Source organism: Pseudoalteromonas shioyasakiensis, from assembly GCF_024518675.1.
Taxonomy (GTDB): domain Bacteria; phylum Pseudomonadota; class Gammaproteobacteria; order Enterobacterales; family Alteromonadaceae; genus Pseudoalteromonas; species Pseudoalteromonas shioyasakiensis_B.
In genome coordinates this window covers 78,076-97,710 of sequence record NZ_JANIGL010000002.1, presented here as the reverse complement: position 1 = coordinate 97,710, position 19,635 = coordinate 78,076, and the positions used below count along the sequence as shown (strand labels likewise).

Sequence of the window (19,635 nt, the reverse complement as noted above, 5' to 3'; positions counted from 1 at the left end):
AGAGAGAATTATGTTTAAAGGTGGAATGGGTAATATGATGAAGCAAGCGCAGCAAATGCAAGAGCGCATGCAAAAAGCCCAAGATGAAATCGCTACTATGGAAGTAGTCGGTGAAGCCGGAGCAGGTCTTGTAAAAGTAACCATGCTTGGTAATCACAATGTTCGCCGTGTTGAGCTTGATGAAAGCCTAATGGAAGACGACAAAGACATGATTGAAGATTTACTTGCAGCAGCATGTAACGATGCAGTTCGCCGTGTAGCAGAAGAAACACAAGAGCGCATGAGCAAAGTAACTGGTGGCATGCAATTACCACCAGGTATGAAAATGCCGTTCTAAGGTAAATAATGCAACTTTCACAAAGTTTAAGCCAACTTATCGAAGCACTGCGCTGCCAGCCGGGTATTGGCCCAAAGTCCGCGCAGCGCATTGCGTTTCATTTACTTGAGCGCGACCGCAAGGGAGGGGCTCAACTTGGCAATGCGCTTACAAAAGCCATGAGTGCTGTAGGGCATTGTCAGTCATGCCGCACCTTTGCTGAACAACCGCAATGCGAAATTTGTTTAAGCCCTAAACGTCAAGATAGCGGCATTTTATGTGTGGTTGAATCGCCCACTGATGTGCTTGCCATTGAGCAAACAGGGCAATACAAAGGTTTATACTTTGTGTTAATGGGACACTTATCACCGATTGATGGTATTGGCCCCAATGAAATTGGCTTAGATATTCTAGAAAATAAGTTGAGCCAAGGTGGTATTAATGAAGTTATTTTAGCCACCAACCCAACAGTAGAAGGTGAGACCACAGCTCACTATATTGCACAGTTGTGCCATCGTTATAAAGTGGATGCCTCGCGAATCGCGCATGGCATTCCAGTTGGAGGCGAGCTTGATTTACTCGATGGCATGACCCTAATGCATGCATTTTCTGGTCGAAAAGCAGTTAGCCAAGAATAGAACTATTGCTTAACTAAAAAAGCCCGTGCTTATTAATTATGAGCGCGGGCTTTTTTATTTGCATTGTTTTGGTTTATTAAGAAACCTTTTTTAGTTTATCCCTTGAAGTTCTAACTGCGCGCCCCATATTAAGTGCATAACGCAGACAATTTGCTAATTGGAGATTTACACAATGACTGCAGCACAAAAAGAAACATTAGGCTTTCAAACAGAAGTTAAACAACTATTAAACCTAATGATCCATTCCATTTAATTTATCTCCACTATAAACTGATATATTCGGAAAATAACTTTTATTAATTCAAAATCAATGTCTTAATGTGTTTGTAATGCGCTGTGTCACCTTCTATCACCGAATAAGAAAGGCTGTTATCCGTGACAAATGTGTACCAAGCTGTGTACCATAGTTGTTTTACTTGATTGTTTGGTACACACTTGGAGCGCAAGGCCAATGAAAATAACAGCGGCTAAATTAAAAAGTCTTAATGGCAAGCCCTACAATGGCAAGCCTGAAATATCGGACGGCGACAACTTATCATTAAGGATCTCGCCAAAAGGGAAAATAACATTTCAGATCAGGTATAGGCTAAATGGTAAACCGGCGCGATATAAGATCGGCACTTACCCAGCAATGACACTTGCCAAAGCTAGAGAAGAATGCGAACGGCAAATGATCCAGATAAGGAAAAACTTAGATCCTAGAAAGATGAAGGCGGTAAACAACGTCAATTTATTAGGTAACGATAATCCTACTTTGATGGACGCTATAAATTTTTGGTATACGCAATATTGCTTGTTGAAGCGTGAGAGGCCAGATGAGATATTAAAAAGGATAACGTCTTGTATCACTGATGAATGGAAAGAACAGTATATCTCTGAAATTAGTCAGCACCACTTTTCAGCACTGTTTAAATCAATGAATGACGAGAGCATTAATTCAGGCAATGGCGTTGGCTTTTCATTTAACTCAATTATCGAGCTGCGTTCTGCGCTTAGGTTCTGTCTTAGGCTGGGTTATATAGCAAATTCAGATTTTGAAGCGCTGAGACCTAGCGACTTTGCGAGTGACTACGAGGAAAGAGAGCACTTTTTGTCTATTAAAGAATGTCGGTTAATCTGGAGTAGGATTGACCATCTAGCTTTGACAGATAGAAACAAAACTATTTTGCGTTGCGCTATGGTCTTTGGTTGCCGTATTAGAGAGCTATACACTGCACACAAAACTGATTTTGACTTAGATAATGCGTTATTTACGGTTAGAAGAGAAAATACAAAAGGTAAGACTCACTCGATAGTAAGGCCAATACCAAGCATATTGATTAATGATCTTTATCATTTAATGAAGCAAAGCCCAGGCTTTGTACACATGTTTCATAATCGAGGTGGTGATAAGCCAGCTAGCGGATCAAGTGTGAGTTTAATTGCCAAGGCATGTTATGAAAATATTGAAGATGTCAGGCCATTTAGAATGCACGATTTAAGACGGACGCTTTCAACTAATTTAACGGATGCTGGCTGCCCTTTGCAATTCACTGAAAAATTGCTAGGGCATAAAATGAAAGGCGTACTTGCGATATATAACAAGTCGCCCATGCTCGACGAACTCACTGAATGGCTTGATAAGTGGGTGAACATGCTGAATGGAGAGTAGCTTGCTCGTTTAATTTCTCATAGTAGCTATCTATAGTAGACTTTAACCAACGGTTTGGCTTCCCATAATGGGCTGGTGACATAAATTTCCCATTGGAGACTTGTTCTAGCAAATACCCTGGGGTAACGCCTTCCATAGCGGCTACTTCTTTTGTTGTGTAATACATACTGGATGGAAGGCTCATTTTTTTTCCTTAATAAACATGTAAGTTGTACTCTTTACTATCGGGTTATGGCCTATATTAAATTTTTTCTTTCATTTACCAAAGTAGTTTGTAGATTTGTGAAAATTTAAGAACAATTATCTATTATATATGCTTAATTTCGATTTGAAGGAGTCAATGTTTTTTCCTGTGGTTCTTTCTAATAAATTAAATAACTTTATAATCAACCTCTTATTAAATCCAATAAAAGAAAAGCTTCATATTAAGTTTTTAGTGTTCTTTAATTATTTATATTAATAAATGCTATTTATAGGCTACAAAATTTTTTCTTAAACCGAAAAAATTTGTGTTTGATGTTCCTAGTTAGTTCTGAGGTCAAAACTAACTAGGAAAAATATGAACGAGAAAAAATCACTATTCATTCGCCAATACGTACGAGCTAGCAAATCGCCATGGGATGATAGCTCAACACTATTGCTACTCGCTGATGTAATAGAGCAAAAAACATTAGAATTTTCATTCACCCGTTATATATATTGTCATCGTGATGCTGTAGGTAATGTGCTCGGGGTAAGTATCTCGAAAGCGCTGTTAGACGATAACCCAGAGTTTTCAGGGCGTTATTTAGAGGGGGTGGAGATGTTCGCATTTTTGATTTTGTATTTGGATGAAATAGCGAAATTTTGTGAATTGTTTGCAGAGGAGTTTGCATTAATTTTCATGTTACCACCGGCTGAGTTTTTTTCACTCGCAGAAGTCATGTGGTTAAAAATGATAGAATAAAAACACTGAGCGGCCCATTGGGTCGCTCTAATTTGCATTATGCGTGACTAATTAATATATGACATATTTTCGCTCATTCATTACTCCAAAAAATGCCACCCAACTTAGTCCTAGCTGAGTTAAAACGACTGAATGGCCTTATGGTTTTTCACTACACTATTATTGTTGTCAGGGTAGGGAGTGGACTGCCTAGAGAGCGGCTCCAGAGCAGGGAGATACGAATGCGATATTACCCCTCTAATGTACGGTAGAGCTTGTTAGGTCACATAGTCAAAACGATGTGTTTAACGTCGTTTTGGCTATGTCATTTTTATTGTTTAGTTATATCGTTCTCATTATGAATAAAATAGAGCGGTGATGTCATGGCAAAATTTAGTGCGGTATATAATAGACTCACGTAATAGCTCCACATCATCTATCGTTAACTGTGGCTGCTGTTTTCGCTTATTAAATTTAGACGGTAATTCGCCAAACAACTGGTTATGTAGCCGCTGAATATCATCAAATATGCGTTGTGATTGTGAAAACATGAATATTTTTTGGTAGTGGCCAGCTTGCAGAGACGCCAAGTATTTTAATAATACGGTTTCTCTGACCGCTTTTGTTTTAAATGAATTTTCAACCTCTATTGCCGCTGTGGTGCCATCGGCGAGTAAAACGACACCATCCACAGCACGCGTACTACTTTTAGTGTGCAATCGCTGAAATTCAGGCTCTGTGACAAATGCAGACCATAACTGTGCAGGTTTACCATCTCGATTGCTGTTGTGCACTCCACGCAACAGAATATATGCGTTAATGAGGTTGTGCATAATGTGGTTTTGATTCACCAGCAGGCTAGGATTTGATTGAGAGCGATAATGGACATTAATGCTCATCAGCTCTTCGGCATAGTGTATACCCGCACGAGTCGGGACATACACCCGATTATCGGGGCTGCGATGAGTGTGTACCATGGTTAGCAAACCTGCACTCACCAGTTTATTTAGATGCACAAGTGATTGATGCTGGCTCACCTGGTAGAGCCATCGGATAATAACCGGAGAGACGATTGAAAATCGTGTCGCTATAAGCACAGTTAAACGCGTTCTATTCACCGACTTTTGGAAATTATTCGCGCCTAACGTGTATTTCATATTAATATCAAAATACCGCTCATAATGAGTGGGTTCATTTGTCATTCTGCGAGCTATCCTTGTAGAAATATGGTGATGTATTACTAACTACCACCATACGAGACAAACTATCCGCATTAGAGACGATATTGCATAGAAAACCCGCCGTCATATCGCAAATCTCCAAAGGTGATTGACATAAAAGTCTCGCGACTCGGAGCATTACGGCTTTTTGTTTTTTTTAAATCGATAACAGTTTTATTGTGGGTACTCAGTGTCGTATCTTTTTTGGCAATAATGACATTATCTACTGCACGGGCAATTTCAGAATGGCCTCGGTATGAAATCCCATTTTTATCGGTATGATGCAATATCAGCACAGCTTTTCCTGCATGTCGCATTGTATCGATTGTGTGATTATAAATATTCCATGCATTTTGGGTCATCTCATCGGCAGATGGGCACAACGCTGAGAGGTTATCGATAATGACCACGTCAGCATTGTTAATATCAGTCGCAATCGATGAAAACCCATTGGCAGTTGCTAGGTCTGGTAGTGCACCGACTTGTTGCAGATGCTGTTTATGCATGATTTGTAATGTGTGAGTAGGGGTGGCGTATCCTAAATCTGAAAAAATAGCTCTAAACCGTTGTTGAATCTGATATGCCGATAGTTCTCCATCGATATATAAAACATTCAGCGGGCTAGAAGGGGGGGCACCGAAACATCCAGAGCCCGTAGAAACACATGCTGCAATATATTGCGAAATGAATGTTTTGGCCCCGCCAGCGTGGGCAGCTAGCATCGTTGCCTCGCCCTCGATTAACATATTGGGGATAATTACTTTTGGCGGCTCAATGTCTGCGTACAGAATATCAAAAACGCTTTCTGATAATGAAACACTGTAAGGCGGTGAGGTGTGTTGTGACTGGTTGTCTAATAGTGTGTCGTTCATTACTAACTCCTTTTATTATTTGAATTAGTAACTAAAAACAGCGGTGGCGAAGAGCCGCGATTATTAGTCTATTTTTTTATATATTTTTTATTTCTAATAAAAATGCGCACAGTTCGTATCCAGTATTCATATAAAAACAGAGGTCGCCCTAAAAAAGGGCGACCTCTGTTTTTATATGAATAAGCTAATGCTGCTAATAAATGCCAACAAAGATAAGAAGATTGTTTGAACAAACCCTCATCATGAAAAGTGCAATGATGAGCATAAACAAGCCGCTTTCAGCGGATGGCCTCGCCGCTGCGCAGCTTAACCATTGGGTCTAAAACGCCCGTCAGCTCTGGTGTTGCTCTGCAACGAGCTGACTCAACGCGCTATCGCGCTAGCGTTTTAGACCCAGCGCGAATGCACGAGCTACGCTGCGTACCAACCGCCATGATGCCGCGTCTGACAATGCAATGGGTGCCCCATAGTTTGCATTTTTCAGCGCTGTAATTTTCTAGCGAAAATAAGGGTTCGATGTCAATTTGTGCCAAATTCACACCGAATTTCGCTGAAGCGAAACATCATGGCGGTTGGTACGCAGCTGCGGTACATTCGCGCTGCTCCATACATTTACGGCTGCGCCTACAATGCATTACGCGAGCTATTGGTCTCATTCTGAGACGCTTTTTATGGCAGTTTTTCGTGCCGAAAAATGCGTTTTTAAGGTTCTTTCAGACGAGCAGAATTCAACTTTAGCGTTAAAAGAGTGTAATAAAATAAACTTGATTTCTTACCTTGAATCATTAATGTCAAATAGACTAATGAATATTCACTACGGTGATTACAAATTAAGGACAAAACTTCTGATGGGGTTTTATTTTGCAAAGTTGTGGAAAGTACGCGTGGAAATCATGTACAGCTCAATATCTATTTTTGCTGTGGGGTTTCTCGTTAGGCAATACTCAATAACAACCGATCATTTTTGGTTTGTGTGTCTGTTGTTTTGCTGTACAAAATTGATTACAGGGATTTATTTATATGAGGTATCACGCGCGAATGGCATACATAGCATTCGGAAAATGCTGCCGTTTCTGTTATTTCGATTTATTTAATTGTCAATGGCAAGGATAGACAACTATTTATAGGTTGCTGTTGCTTTATGAAAACGTTGATTTTACAGTGATAAAGGTCCTGCTAATAATGAAAAATCGCAATAATTGAATATACTGTTTGCTCAGCTAAACCAGAGGGAATGAAAAAATTGGTTATAGAACAAAAACTTCTAAATTAAGAATACTCCCCCGTCATAATAACGGAAGAAGCACCTAAACTTGGAGGATAAGTAACGATACTAACTTATAAGCGCAAGGTACTTCTTAAAAAATTTAATAAATTATTATTTACTGATTGTATAACATTAATACCTAACTATTTCTACTTACTCGTGCGATATAAATAAGTAGTAACGCAGCGATTAAAGCCATTCCGGTGTTAACTAAATATACGTTTCTGTACCCTAATAGTTGAGCAAAGAAAGTGATAGTTATAGCCCCTAAAATATTTCCCACATTAGTTGTATTCCAAAATAGAGCTGAAGCTGCTCCCGCTCTATCTGGCATAAGATCTTGAAACCAGGTCATACCTAGCCCTGCGACAAATCCAATCATTAATGCGTTGCAGATTTGAAGTGGAAACAAAACCCACAATTCAGTAGCATGCCAAAAGCCAAAATATAAAGTTATAGAGGCTACAGACCCTATACATATTAACGAAGGCAGAGAAAAGCGTGTGCCTAACCACCCAGCGAAGATCATGATAGGAATCTCTATAGCCGCTGCAGTTCCCATAAGCCAACCAGACCAACTAACATCAAGGTTCAGTACTTGAGTTATGTATAATGGTAAAGAAATTAAATACGATTGGTTGCATCCAAAAATAAGTGAAAAACCAATAAAAGCAATTGTAATTTGTTTATTTCGAGAGTTGTCTGATTTATGATTTTTTTTAGCTAATTTTTGTACTTTTGGTAGAGTCAAAAGGGTAGAGGTAGCACAAGCTAGATACATTAAAGCAACAATTAAATAATACTGCTTAAAATTAAAATAATCTATTAAGAGAAAGCCAATTGCAGGGCCGCCAACCCATGAAAAAGCTGAGCAAGCACGCAAAATAGTATTGAACATAATAAGGTTTTTTCGGTTGAATTTGTGTTCAGCATAGTCACGAGCATGTGCAAATGTTTGAGGTATACTTGCAAAAGATAAGCTAAAAAACGATACCCCTGAAATTAATGCTATTTCATAGCTAGATGATATTGAGAATAAATAACAGCTTGTTGAACCACATAGTATTCCTAAAAGAATCAAAGGGCGTCGATCATTTAACCTGTCTGAAAAATGTCCCATAAGCTGAGAAAACAAGATACTCGATAGTGATATCAAAATAAAAAAAAGACCAATATAAAATGCATCAGCTGAGAATTTTTCTGCTATGAAGTAGCTCAATGTAGGTAGTGTTAGCGCGAAAAGAAATGCCTGTAAACTTGAATTAAAGTAAATAAAAAAGATGGGGAAAGTTAAAATTTTTTGATTCTTCATTTCTTATACCGTTTTATCCGTTTTTAGTAAACGCTAAAAACATAGTGGAGATTAGAATATAAAGATTGTACAATTTAAATGAACCGGTTCACAGTGTTTTATCTTGATGATTATGGGCCTATTAAAAATCTGCAATTTAAGAACATTTAAATGCGATTGAATATAGATAATTAAAGTAGGAGAATTTAATATGCTTAATAATAAATTGCTTATCATTTTTTTGATACAGGCTACATTTATCAGTGGTTGTGCGCATCTTGATAAAAAGAATATAGAAGTTAGCTCCATTAAAGAAGATTTAGATGCGAAGCCAAACATACTACTAATACAGGTCGATGACTTTGGTTATGATGATTTAGGAGTTCATGGTAATAAATTACTCCAAACCCCAAAATTAGATGAATTGGCACAACAATCTATTAGGTTTGATAATTTTTATGTTTCTTCATTGTGCGCGCCAAGCCGTGCATCTTTGCTGACAGGAAGAAACTTTTTGAAAACGGGTGTGTCTGGTGTCCATGGAGGGCGTGATTATATAAACTTATCAGAAACCCTCCTTCCAGAAAAATTACAAAAAAATGGCTACGCTACGGGGATGTGGGGTAAGTGGCATAGTGGAAAAACCAATGGCTACTTCCCTTGGGATCGTGGTTTTGATCAAGCCTATTACGCAAGTTTATATAATTACTTTGATAATGTTGGTTTATTAAATGGGTATGAAGTTAAAACTAAAGGTTCGGCTACTCAAGTGATTACCGATTTTGCAATTGATTTTATTGAAGACAATAAGGATAAGCCGTTTTTTGCTTATGTGCCTTATATGGCACCGCATAACCCTTGGAGAGCCCCAGAGAATATTATTGAAAAATATAGAGAAAAAGGTTTGTCAAAAGCAATGGCATCTTTATATGCAATGATAGATAACCTAGATCAAAATATAGGACGATTACTAGCGTCACTCGAAAAAGCTAACCTAAGTGAAAATACTATAGTTGTTTTTATAAGTGATAATGGCCCTTGGATAAAGAGTTACCGGTTTGGTTTATCCGAAGATGAATGGGCCTTGAGAAACCCTAATAATAAAAAAGGTATGAAAGGGGATAACTGGGAAAATGGTATTCATTCGCCGCTATTTATCCGGTGGCCAGAAAAGTATGTAGCTAAAAACACAGAGCAACTTAGCCAAATTGAAGACTTATACCCTACAATTCTTACTTGGGCAGGGATTGAATTTGAGAGTGAAAAATTAGATGGTTCATCATTAGTCAACGTTTTAAATGGTGGCGAGTTGGATGAACGCTACATTGTGAGTGCTTACGCTTCACCTTCTACCCAAAAGGTGGATTATCACGAATTAGATCCTACAGGGTTCTACTATCCACTGTCTTCTGATTATCGAATAGATATATCTGATGCTACTGAGCAGAGACTTGCGGTTAGGCATGGTGATTTCAAATTAGTACAAAATGAAGGTAATCAAGAGAAGGTTGTGCTTTATAACCTAGCTAAAGACCCACTAGAAACAACAAATGTATTCGCTGAACATAAAGATATAGCTAAGGAAATGCAAGAATATCTAACTAAATGGTATAAAAAAGTATTAGATGAACCTAACTCTCTGAAAATGCCTACATTTCAAATTGGTTATAAAAATAGAAAATTTAGTCAAATTTATGCATCATCGCCTTCGGATATTAGCGGTGACTTAATGAATACAAATCACTTTCTAGCTAATTGGACTAACGAAGGCGCATGGGCTAAATATAATGTGAATGTTAATTCTAGTGGTACTTATCAAGCTAGATTAATTACAAGCATGCAAGATCCCACATCAAGAGCATTTACTCTTAGCTGCGGCGAGAACGTTATATCATCGAGCCTTAAAGTAAGTGACACTATCAATGAGTTTGGAACGTTGATCCAAAATGAAAGTGCTTACTGGAGCGACTTTGATAAACCGGAAACCTTTAAAGCAGAAATACATAATTTTATTCTTGGGGATATAAAGCTAGATGCCACTTGTTCAACACTAAAGTTAGAGCTTACAGACGTAAGCCTCGGGAGCAAAATTAATAAGCTCGATCAAGTTATAGCGATACAGTTAATAAAGCACTAGAACGCGAAGTAGGAGTTGGCCTATAAAAGTAGCTTTTAATAGGCCATATTTATTGAAATTCGTTGTAAGCCTTGTGTAATAAGAGGAATATTAAGCTTCATTTTATGAGCTAATTATCAAGTTGATTAAGGTAGATTTTTAATGCTTTTGCTAATGATTCAAAGCCAATCATGTCAAAATCTATTTTGCTTATTTCTATCCATTTAGCTTCTGATATTTCGCTTTTTTGTAGTTTGAAGTAAGGGTTACTTTTTAATTCATAATAAAAAACACTGTCTAAAGTATGGTAAGTGATATCGTTATACTTATAAGTGTTTGGGTATGATACAAGATATTGCCAAAGAGCACTGTCTATCTCTAAACCTAGCTCTTCTTGTATTTCTCGACTCAAAGCTTTTTCAAGACTTTCGTTGTGATCAACGAACCCCCCTGGTAAGTCTAACATTCCTTTACATGGGTGCTTTGCCCTAGTCGTAAATAGTATCTGATCTTTAAATTTAATTATTCCTGCAACTGCAGAGGCGGTATTATGATAATAAAGAAAATCACAATCTTTGCATTGCCAGTAGTGCTGGTTTATAAATTCAATATTAATGCTTTTACAATTAGGGCAAAATTTAAACATAACAGGGCCTATATACTCTTAATGAAATTCACTATTTCAGAGGTTTTTTGATTAAGTAAATTAATATCACCTCTTGTTTCTACGTTTACCCTAAGTAGCGGCTCTGTATTAGAGCACCGAACGTTAAAACGCCATGTATCAAAGGTAACTCCTAGGCCATCAATATGCTCGGTTTCAATAGCATCATGAGCGTATTCTGTATAAAGAGCCTCTAGTACAGTCGTTGCGTTACCAACAGTTAAGTTAATTTCGCCACTGCATGGGTATTGTTGTTGGTAATGCTCTACTAGAGAAGATAGCGGGGTGTCTATACTACTCAAAAATTGACATATTAATAACCAAGGAATTGTCCCATTATCACAATAGTAAAAGTCTCTAAAATAATGATGTGCACTCATTTCACCGCCATATAAAGCATGTTCTTCGCGCATGCGTTCCTTTATAAAGGCATGTCCCGTTTTACTTTTTATCCCTAGTGCATTCGTATCATTAATGATGGATTCTGTATTCCAATAAAGGCGAGGATCAAAAATAACTTTACCCTCAGGTTCTTTATCCAGCATCATTTTTGCAAAGAGTCCTACTAAGTAATAACCTTCAATAAAATCACCTTTTTCGTCAAAGAAAAAGCAACGGTCAAAATCACCATCCCAAGCAACCCCTAAATCAGCTTTATGCTGTTTAATAGCACTCTGGGTAGCAGCTCTATTTTCAATTAATAGGGGGTTTGGTACGCCATTTGGAAAGTGACCATCAGGCTCAAAATTTACTTTGATAAACTCAAAAGGTAAGTGTTTTTCAAGTGCATTTACCACTTCCCCAGCTCCACCATTGCCCGGATTGACAACTATTTTTAGTGGTTTCAGCTTATCAATATCAATAAACTCGAGTAATTTTTGCGTATATGCACTTCTTGGGTTTTGAAATGATAAGCTACCTTTTTCTTTAACGGGAGCAGGGAAGTTATTGTCTTCAATTATAGCTTTTATTTGAGCTAACCCCGTTTTTTCGCTTACAGGAACTGACTCTTTTCCAACAATTTTCATGCCGTTATAGTTTGCAGGGTTATGGCTAGCAGTAACACAAACTCCTCCGGCTGCATTAAAGTGTGGGACCGCAAAATAAATCTCTTCCGTACCACATTGGCCTATATGAATTACATCTTTACCGCTATCCATCAAACCTTGAGCCAGGGCTTCACAAATATCAGGGCCAGATAAACGTATATCATGACCAATTACCACTTTATTTCCAATAAGTATCTGTGCATAAGCTTGCCCAATTTTATAAGCAAGTAATGGATTTAATTGCTCTGGCACTATGCCGCGTATATCGTAAGCTTTAAAACAGTCGAGTGAATACATAGTGTTCTCCATTATTGTGGCATCTGTAATTCATTGTTTGAGATTTTGTAACCTTTAGGAACAAAGATAAGTCGTCGAAATCCTGATATTTCAGCCCAAGGCTTATAACTATTATTTTTAAGAACATTAAATAGAATTTTCTGGATGCCAGTTTTTAAACTAACACTGCCGATTTTCTGTAAGCTCAACTCTTCTAACTGATAAGTTATAGAGTTATCACCAATACTAAAATTTATTAATATACCTGCAGAATCGGTGTTATCTTGTTTAAAATATATATCGTAATTATCAGCTCTTTTTACATCTATCAGATAGCTAGCATTATCACCTTCTATTTTCATATTAGTCATGTGGTGCGCTTTACTGATAGTATTTCCGCTGGTAGAAGCTGCACCAAAACCGTTCACAACAGAAATGTTATCTCTCCCCCCGATAATGAATATAGGTGGGGCATAGCTTGTTTCAGATTTAAGTAGTTGGTGAAATTTTTCTTTTAGCTTCATCTTCATTTTGTTAGCAATAATAGGATGTTTTGAAATGACATTATGACGCTCCAATGGATCAGCGAGCATATCAATAAGAATGTACCTTTTTTCTGGTTGCGGGTAGCCGTCGCGGTCATTGGCTGGGTTTAAAATAAGCTTATATTGCTCATTTCTTAGACCTATTACTTGAGAGTGATAAGTCATTTGTGATCGAGCTTCATCGTCGATAGGCGTCCATTGATTAAAATGCTCTTTATTAGATTTAACGCTGTGTGATGCAATGTATGTTTCGCGATTGTTTGATCCTTCGGTATTACCATATAAATAATCGACAAAAGACTGCCCATCTATAGGCTTGTTTGCTTTTGGTAATTCAGTATCGGTTAATGACAAAAGAGTAGGGAAAATATCTTTCACGTCGACATAACGATTAACAATATTAGCTTTGAATTGCTCAGGCCAACGAATAAATAATGGTGACCTTATGCCATTCTGCCAACTTTGACCTTTGTTGCCATTCATTTTCGTTGGGTTACGTTCTTCCCATTCACTTTTTGTCATAGCACCTAAGTTAGTCGAATCCCACCAAGGTCCATTATCACTCATAAAAATAACGACAGTATTTTCAGCTAAGCCTTGCGTTTCTAAGTTTTGTAAAAGTCTGCCAATATGAAAGTCCATTTCTTCAATCATGCCATATAAGTTAGCAACTGCAGGTCGCATTCCTTGCTCTAAGAATCTTTTAGTGTAACGTTCTGGAGCAAGCCATGGTTCATGTGGTGCTAAATAACTAGTGTATGCGAAGAAAGGCTGGCTTTTGTTCTTTTTAATAAAGTTAATAGTATAGTCAGTAATAACTTTTGAAACCCAATTGTTATGTTTTACTGGCTTGCCATTTAGGAAACCAAAACTGTTCTCATGTTGATAAAGTTCAGCGTAATAAGCTTCATCAAAGCCTCTATCTGTAGGCATGTAGCCTTCTGTTTTTCCTAAGTGCCACTTTCCCCAAAGACCTGTAGTATAGCCATTATCGCTCAAAATATTAGAGATAAGAGTTTCAGATTTATTCATGTAATCACGACCACCATGAACACCTGAAACCCCTGTTTTGTAAAAATCTCTTCCTGTCAATAATGCAGCACGAGTTGTAGAGCAAACTGGAGTGACTGAGAAATCAGAAAACTGGACAGATTGCTTTGCTAAAGCATCTATATTTGGTGTTCTCAATTGTGGATGGCCATGTAATGATAAGTCATCAAACCCCAAGTCATCAGCTGTAATCAAAAGAATATTCGGGGGTTGGTTTGCCCATAGTGGAAAACTGAACAAAAAAATGAATAATAAACTAAGACGCATTGGTAAATTCCTTAATTAAGGGAGCAATTTCAACGCCTGCCATTACTAAATGGTAGAGTGTACTTGCTGGAGCACTATGGTTAATTATATGGTTATCTATATCGAGTTGGTCTATGTAACCCCCTTGTTCTTTGGAGCGAATGAAGTGCGTTAATAAACCTTTAGCTGCAAAATCAGCATCTTTAAGGTAGTTATAATCAGTGCATCGAGTGTATTCGGCTTGTGCTAAACTTGCTTTAAGCCACTCGGTCATTGGCCAGCAACGTTTAGTGCCGGAAGAGGTGTTTGTTTCTATGTTAATCTCATCAAGGAGAAGTTCATTGCGTGGATCTAAGCCAAACTTGAGTGCATTGTGATAAAATGTATCGCAAATTTTATCAACAGGTGCTTGGGTATACTTTTGATATTGGCGAAGTAGCCAAACCCACTCCATCATGTGACCAGGCTCGATAATATTTCCTTTTTCACCAGTCAACCTTTTCCAATCGTTACTAAAATATTCAAATAACACACCTTGTTTATGATCGACAAAGCAAGTCTCAAATAAACAAAATATTTCCCCCGCTTTTGCCAACCATTTTGCATTATTTGTGAATTTATATAAGGTTAAAAATGCTTCAAATAGGTGCATGTGAGGGTTCTGTCTACGGTATTCACTTTGATAGTCACCTTCTCGCCAACCACCTGGATGCTCTTTCAGTTGATTATCAATTTGGTTAAGTAGTTCGTTTGCAGAATTTAAAGCATTTAAATCATTAAATACATGGTATCGCCAACCGTACGCTAAAAGTAAAAATGCGACGTCATACAAGTCTTGATGTGCATTAATAATTTGGTGTTCGTGGTTAAGCAAATGCACATGTTGGTTAGTATTCGGATTTATTGCATGTTTTATGATGTATTGATCTAATTTCGCAACTAACGGAAATCCATTTGTTATCCACCCCATTTTTTGTGCGGCCGAAAAAACAAACATTTGCCTTGTTTGAACTCTTACGCGTCGGTTTGATTCATAATCAGGTCGTCCATCGCTGAGGATTTTTTCAAAGCTAGCACCTTTGTCATCTATACAAGAAGTACTCCAATAAGGAATAGCTACTTGTTTTAACCAGTCCACATATTCATATAAATTATTAGTCATTATTTTATACCTTAATTGTTTTATAAATAATTAAACTCACTGTGAACCGGTTCATTTTTTTGTAATTTTTTTTTACTTTGGAGGTCTAGTACTTTCACGAATTACAAATTCATAAGGTAATATATGTTCAGTAATTTTAGGTGTAGTATTTGAGAGTAGTTCGAAAAGTAGTTCAGCTGATTTCTCACCTATTTTTTCAGCAGGCTGTGCTACAGTCGTTAGTGTTGGAGTACAATAACGAGATACATTCATATCATCGAATCCTGTAACTGATATATCATCTGGTACCTTGAACCCATTATTGCTAAACCCTTTTATTGCAGCGATTGCCATTTGATCATTCATAGAAAATATGGCCGTAGGGACATTTTCCATACGCGTAAAGCTTTCTGCAGCATTAAGACCTGACCAGTAGTTAAAATCCCCTTCTATTACAAGGTTAGGGTCAAATACAATGCCCGCTTTTTCAAGTGCTTGTTTGTAACCACTCAATCGATCTATAGTATGTGGGTTATCAATCAGGCCACTGATCACACCAATTCGTTTATGACCTAGGTTGATTAGGTAATCTACTACTTTTTCTGCTGCTTGAACATTGTCTATTCGTACTGATGGCCCAGGTGTGTTTTCGCAACTACTAGCGTTAACTGAAACAATACCTTCTTTCGGTAAAAGTGCATCACCAGCCTTATAAGGCCGTAAGTTGATGATACCGTCCGCTAGTTTTGTTTCTACCATGGATACAAACTCTTTTTCCCTTTCAATAGTATCTTTTGTATCGCCTAGTAAAACACTAAATCCTTCTTTTTGTGCTACAGTTTCAATTCCCGAAATCACTTTAGCAAAAAATAAATTTGCAATATCTGGGACTAATACGACAATTGTATTTGAAGTTTTCTTCCTGAATTTTTGAGATAACATATTCGGCTTATAGTTAAGCTTTTTTATTGCAGCATTAACACGTGCTAAATTTTTTGGTGAGACCTTATCTGGCGTACTCAAAGCCTTAGAAATAGTACCGGTGCTAAGCCCAGATTCTCTTGAAACATCTCTAATTGTAGCCATAGGTTTTCCCCAAATAAAATATTAATCAACTGATAATAAAACAGTTAGAGTAATATTCACAGAAATTTTAAGATATCACTGGCAATCTTTATTGTTTAACGTTATCTTGTAAAATATGAACCGGTTCATTTGGTTCATTGTTAGATTAACACAAAAAAATAAATTATCCACAATCACGTGGTAAAAATTCGCAAAGTTAGGTTGTATATAAATGATCATGACAACATTAGACTTGGTAATTATTCTTAGTTATTTAGTAGGGATTGTCCTGCTAGGTCTTTGGATTTCAAGCCGAGCAAAAAAAAGCACGCAAGGCTATTTCTTAGGTGGAAATAGTCTCAAATGGCAGTATTTGGGGCTTTCAAATGCTTCAGGTATGTTTGATATTAGCGGAACTATGTGGATGGTATATTTATTGTTCATTTACGGAGCTAAAAGTATTTTTATTCCTTGGCTATGGCCTGCATTTAATCAAATATTTTTAATGGTTTTTCTTTCAATTTGGCTTAGGCGGTCTGGAGTTATGACTGGAGCTGAATGGATTCGCTTTAGATTTGGTGATAACCAAGGTGCGAAGTTAAGTCACTTAATCGTTGTTGGTTTTGCTTTGCTAAGTGTTCTTGGCTTCCTAGCTTATAGTTTTATCGGCATAGGTAAATTTGCTGTTGCATTTTTACCTTGGCAGCTGTCAGTAGATCCTCATACAAACGAAGTACTTTATGGATTAATATTAACCGCTTTTACAACTGCTTATGTTGTCAAAGGGGGAATGACTAGTGTGGTGTTTACTGAAGTTTTGCAGTTTATATTGATGACGATTGTATGCGTTGCAATTGGTGTTATTGCGATGAATCAAGTTTCAGCTGAAATGCTAGCAAAAGTGACGCCTGATGGCTGGGCTGAAATTGGCTTTGGATGGCACTTAGATATTGATTGGTCTGGTATTTTAGACAGCGCCAACCAAAAAATAATCGATGATGGCTGGTCGATGTTTTCAGTTTTTATCATGTTAGTCTTATTCAAAGGGATTTTACAAAGCCTAGCTGGGCCTGCTCCTAATTTTGACATGCAACGTGTTCTTTCGGCGAAAACTCCGACAGATGCAGCTAAAATGAGCTGGCTTGTTAATGTTGTTCTGTTATTTCCACGTTACATGATGATAGCTGGTCTAACAGTCTTAGCATTAGTATTTTATATGGATGATTTAAATGGCATGGGAGAAGCCGTTGATTTTGAAAAAATACTACCTTTTGCATTAGCTAACTATGTGCCAGCCGGTTTACTTGGATTAATGATTGCAGGCTTACTTGCAACATTTATGTCTACTTTTGCTGCAACGACAAATGCTGCTCCCGCATATGTAGTGAATGATATTTATCGTCGCTACATAAACCCTGAAGCATCTGAATCAACCTCGCTGAAATTAAGTTATTTTGTCTCAATTCTGTTTGTTGTTTTAGGTACAGCGATTGGCTTATTTGTTCCTTCATTAAATGACATTGTATTGTGGCTTGTATCAGCTCTATATGGTGGTTATACAGCGTCTAATGTTCTTAAGTGGTATTGGTGGCGCTTTAACGGAATGGGTTATTTTGCAGGTATGGCTGTTGGTATTCTTGCGGCAATTCCTATGATGTTTACGACTGTATCTCCATTATATGCCTTTCCATTTATGTTTGCTTTTTGTTTGTTGGCATGTGTTGTTGTGAGCTTAAAGACTAAGCCAGATGATATGGAAATTCTTAAAGCGTTTTACCTAAAAACACGTCCTTGGGGTTTTTGGAAACCTGTTTTAGAAGAAATTCACAAAGATAATTCATCTGTTTTACCTAACCAAGACTTTAAGCGTGACGCATTAAATGTGGTACTGGGTATTATTTGGCACACATCACTCACTGCTGCTCCTATCTTTATGGTTATCAAACATTGGGTTCCATTCACTATTGCGTTAACTGTTGCTGCTATTACCTCACTGATTCTCAAGTTTAATTGGTGGGATAAATTGGTTGATTACCCAGAGCATGCGCAAATAGCAAACGAAAAAATTTATAAATAAGTAAATCGATAAATATTAAGAGAATGATGATGAGTAAATTAACAATCACAGAATTTGAAGCAAAGCTTACAAAGTTACAGTCAGAGCACAAAGCATTAATTACTAAAAAAAATTCAGAAGTACATAAAAGTAATGGTATTTATACTCGCTGGTGCAATCCTATAGTGACCAATGAGCATACTCCATTAAATTGGCGTTATGACTTTAATCACAAAACAAATCCATTTTTAATGGAACGGATAGGAGTTAATGCTGCACTTAATTCGGGAGCAATAAAGTTTAATGGTAAATATACAATTGTTGTTCGGGTAGAAGGCATTGATAGAAAGTCTTATTTCGCAGTTGCTCAAAGCGATAATGGAGTTGATAACTTCGAATTTTGGGAACGTCCAATTACGATGCCTGAAACAAAAATCCCAGATACGAACATCTATGATATGCGCTTAGTAAAGCATGAAGATGGTTATATTTATGGTTTATTTTGTACTGAGAGAAAAGATAAGTCGAACCTTAAAGATACTAGTGCTGCAGAAGCACAGTGTGGTATTGCAAGAACAAAAGATTTAGTTAATTGGGAGCGTCTGCCCGACTTAGTTACATTTTCAGGTCAACAACGTAATGTAGTACTGCATCCTGAGTTTATTGATGGTAGATATGGACTTTACACAAGGCCTCAAGATGGTTTTATAAGTGTTGGAGGAGGCGGAGGTATTGGCTTTGGGTTATGTGACTCAATGGAGAAAGCAATAATTCATGAAGAAGTTATTATTGATGAAAAAGTCTACCACACAATAACCGAAGTGAAGAACGGGCAAGGTCCTGCGCCGATTAAGACGCCTCAAGGCTGGTTGCATTTAGCGCATGGTGTCCGCAACACAGCAGCAGGTTTACGCTATGTGTTGTACACATTCTTAACAGATCTAGAAAAGCCTTGGATTATTACCCACAAGCCTGCGGGTCACTTAATCGCACCTGAAGGTGAAGAGCGCGTCGGGGATGTATCTAACGTGGTATTTAGTAATGGTTGGATTGCTGATAGTAATGGTGATTTATTTATCTATTATGCGTCATCAGATACTCGTATGCATGTTGCAACCAGCACAATTGATAAACTAGTCGACCATTGCCTTAACTCTCCAAAAGATTGGCTGCGATCAGCAACATCAGTTGAATCAATTAATAAGTTAATTGATAGCAATTTAGCTCTTTAGTGTGAGGATTAAAGG

16 protein-coding genes are annotated in these 19,635 nt (G+C 37.5%); 7 read left to right on the top strand and 9 right to left on the bottom strand.

Features of this window, described 5'->3' with window-relative positions:
• Positions 1-10 precede the first annotated feature (10 nt).
• The 3 genes from NQT69_RS06125 (at position 11) to NQT69_RS06115 (ending at position 2,605) form a co-directional block, all read left to right on the top strand.
• Entirely contained in the window at positions 11-337 is a 327-nt protein-coding gene (locus NQT69_RS06125; protein ID WP_006792396.1) for a YbaB/EbfC family nucleoid-associated protein, read from the top strand.
• 8 nt (positions 338-345) lie between these two features.
• Entirely contained in the window at positions 346-954 is a 609-nt protein-coding gene (gene recR / locus NQT69_RS06120; RefSeq protein ID WP_256826815.1) for a recombination mediator RecR, read from the top strand.
• Positions 955-1,405: 451 nt separating this feature from the next.
• On the top strand, positions 1,406-2,605 hold the full coding sequence (locus NQT69_RS06115) for a tyrosine-type recombinase/integrase (protein ID WP_256826814.1): 1,200 nt from the start codon (positions 1,406-1,408) through the stop codon (positions 2,603-2,605).
• Here the strand turns inward: NQT69_RS06115 and NQT69_RS06110 are convergent.
• On the bottom strand, positions 2,559-2,789 hold the full coding sequence (locus NQT69_RS06110) for a helix-turn-helix transcriptional regulator (protein WP_256826813.1): 231 nt from the start codon (positions 2,787-2,789) through the stop codon (positions 2,559-2,561). The two genes, NQT69_RS06115 and NQT69_RS06110, sit on opposite strands and share 47 nt — an antisense overlap.
• Before the next feature lie 375 nt (positions 2,790-3,164).
• Between NQT69_RS06110 and NQT69_RS06105 the strand changes: the two genes are divergently transcribed.
• Complete coding sequence (locus tag NQT69_RS06105) at positions 3,165-3,551, top strand: hypothetical protein (RefSeq protein ID WP_256826812.1); 387 nt, start codon at positions 3,165-3,167, stop codon at positions 3,549-3,551.
• A 335-nt stretch (positions 3,552-3,886) separates the two neighbouring features.
• Here NQT69_RS06105 and NQT69_RS06100 read toward each other — a convergent pair whose 3' ends face one another.
• The 3 genes from NQT69_RS06100 to NQT69_RS06090 form a co-directional block, all read right to left on the bottom strand.
• Positions 3,887-4,732 carry a hypothetical protein gene (locus tag NQT69_RS06100; RefSeq protein WP_256826811.1) on the bottom strand — a complete coding sequence of 282 codons (846 nt, stop codon included), beginning with the start codon at positions 4,730-4,732 and terminating at the stop codon, positions 3,887-3,889.
• Positions 4,733-4,803: 71 nt separating this feature from the next.
• A complete protein-coding gene (locus NQT69_RS06095; RefSeq protein WP_256826810.1) occupies positions 4,804-5,622 on the bottom strand; it encodes an AAA family ATPase in 819 nt (272 codons plus the stop codon).
• Between the two features lie 1,406 nt (positions 5,623-7,028).
• Positions 7,029-8,201 (bottom strand): sugar efflux transporter, encoded by a 1,173-nt coding sequence (locus NQT69_RS06090; protein ID WP_256826809.1) that lies wholly within the window; start codon positions 8,199-8,201, stop codon positions 7,029-7,031.
• A gap of 190 nt (positions 8,202-8,391) precedes the next feature.
• Here NQT69_RS06090 and NQT69_RS06085 point away from each other — a divergent pair, with 190 nt between their 5' ends.
• Positions 8,392-10,317, top strand: a complete 1,926-nt coding sequence (locus NQT69_RS06085) for a sulfatase-like hydrolase/transferase (protein WP_256826808.1) — start codon at positions 8,392-8,394, stop codon at positions 10,315-10,317.
• 109 nt (positions 10,318-10,426) lie between these two features.
• On the opposite strand, the gene NQT69_RS06080 is transcribed toward NQT69_RS06085, so the two are convergent.
• The 5 genes from NQT69_RS06080 to NQT69_RS06060 form a co-directional block, all read right to left on the bottom strand.
• Entirely contained in the window at positions 10,427-10,942 is a 516-nt protein-coding gene (locus NQT69_RS06080; protein WP_256826807.1) for an NUDIX hydrolase, read from the bottom strand.
• Positions 10,943-10,950: 8 nt separating this feature from the next.
• The gene (locus NQT69_RS06075) at positions 10,951-12,306 is read right to left on the bottom strand and encodes a phosphomannomutase (protein ID WP_256826806.1); all 1,356 of its coding nucleotides are present in this window, start codon (positions 12,304-12,306) and stop codon (positions 10,951-10,953) included.
• Between the two features lie 11 nt (positions 12,307-12,317).
• A complete protein-coding gene (locus NQT69_RS06070) occupies positions 12,318-14,147 on the bottom strand; it encodes a sulfatase-like hydrolase/transferase (RefSeq protein ID WP_256826805.1) in 1,830 nt (609 codons plus the stop codon).
• A complete protein-coding gene (locus NQT69_RS06065) occupies positions 14,137-15,288 on the bottom strand; it encodes an AGE family epimerase/isomerase (RefSeq protein WP_256826804.1) in 1,152 nt (383 codons plus the stop codon). Before NQT69_RS06065 ends, NQT69_RS06070 begins: the two co-directional genes overlap by 11 nt.
• Before the next feature lie 72 nt (positions 15,289-15,360).
• Positions 15,361-16,353, bottom strand: a complete 993-nt coding sequence (locus NQT69_RS06060; protein WP_256826803.1) for a LacI family DNA-binding transcriptional regulator — start codon at positions 16,351-16,353, stop codon at positions 15,361-15,363.
• Between the two features lie 211 nt (positions 16,354-16,564).
• Here NQT69_RS06060 and NQT69_RS06055 point away from each other — a divergent pair, with 211 nt between their 5' ends.
• Together NQT69_RS06055 and NQT69_RS06050 are read left to right on the top strand one after the other, a co-directional pair.
• Positions 16,565-18,409 carry a sodium:solute symporter family protein gene (locus tag NQT69_RS06055; protein WP_256826802.1) on the top strand — a complete coding sequence of 615 codons (1,845 nt, stop codon included), beginning with the start codon at positions 16,565-16,567 and terminating at the stop codon, positions 18,407-18,409.
• A 29-nt stretch (positions 18,410-18,438) separates the two neighbouring features.
• The gene (locus NQT69_RS06050; RefSeq protein WP_306173989.1) at positions 18,439-19,620 is read left to right on the top strand and encodes a glycoside hydrolase family 130 protein; all 1,182 of its coding nucleotides are present in this window, start codon (positions 18,439-18,441) and stop codon (positions 19,618-19,620) included.
• Positions 19,621-19,635 lie beyond the last annotated feature (15 nt).

Coding starts and splice junctions, on each gene's coding strand:
- NQT69_RS06125 (WP_006792396.1), top strand. CDS start 11: ATGTTTAAAGGTGGAATGGGTAATATGATGAAGCAAGCGCAGCAAATG.
- recR (WP_256826815.1), top strand. CDS start 346: ATGCAACTTTCACAAAGTTTAAGCCAACTTATCGAAGCACTGCGCTGC.
- NQT69_RS06115 (WP_256826814.1), top strand. CDS start 1,406: ATGAAAATAACAGCGGCTAAATTAAAAAGTCTTAATGGCAAGCCCTAC.
- NQT69_RS06110 (WP_256826813.1), bottom strand. CDS start 2,789: ATGAGCCTTCCATCCAGTATGTATTACACAACAAAAGAAGTAGCCGCT.
- NQT69_RS06105 (WP_256826812.1), top strand. CDS start 3,165: ATGAACGAGAAAAAATCACTATTCATTCGCCAATACGTACGAGCTAGC.
- NQT69_RS06100 (WP_256826811.1), bottom strand. CDS start 4,732: ATGACAAATGAACCCACTCATTATGAGCGGTATTTTGATATTAATATG.
- NQT69_RS06095 (WP_256826810.1), bottom strand. CDS start 5,622: ATGAACGACACACTATTAGACAACCAGTCACAACACACCTCACCGCCT.
- NQT69_RS06090 (WP_256826809.1), bottom strand. CDS start 8,201: ATGAAGAATCAAAAAATTTTAACTTTCCCCATCTTTTTTATTTACTTT.
- NQT69_RS06085 (WP_256826808.1), top strand. CDS start 8,392: ATGCTTAATAATAAATTGCTTATCATTTTTTTGATACAGGCTACATTT.
- NQT69_RS06080 (WP_256826807.1), bottom strand. CDS start 10,942: ATGTTTAAATTTTGCCCTAATTGTAAAAGCATTAATATTGAATTTATA.
- NQT69_RS06075 (WP_256826806.1), bottom strand. CDS start 12,306: ATGTATTCACTCGACTGTTTTAAAGCTTACGATATACGCGGCATAGTG.
- NQT69_RS06070 (WP_256826805.1), bottom strand. CDS start 14,147: ATGCGTCTTAGTTTATTATTCATTTTTTTGTTCAGTTTTCCACTATGG.
- NQT69_RS06065 (WP_256826804.1), bottom strand. CDS start 15,288: ATGACTAATAATTTATATGAATATGTGGACTGGTTAAAACAAGTAGCT.
- NQT69_RS06060 (WP_256826803.1), bottom strand. CDS start 16,353: ATGGCTACAATTAGAGATGTTTCAAGAGAATCTGGGCTTAGCACCGGT.
- NQT69_RS06055 (WP_256826802.1), top strand. CDS start 16,565: ATGATCATGACAACATTAGACTTGGTAATTATTCTTAGTTATTTAGTA.
- NQT69_RS06050 (WP_306173989.1), top strand. CDS start 18,439: ATGAGTAAATTAACAATCACAGAATTTGAAGCAAAGCTTACAAAGTTA.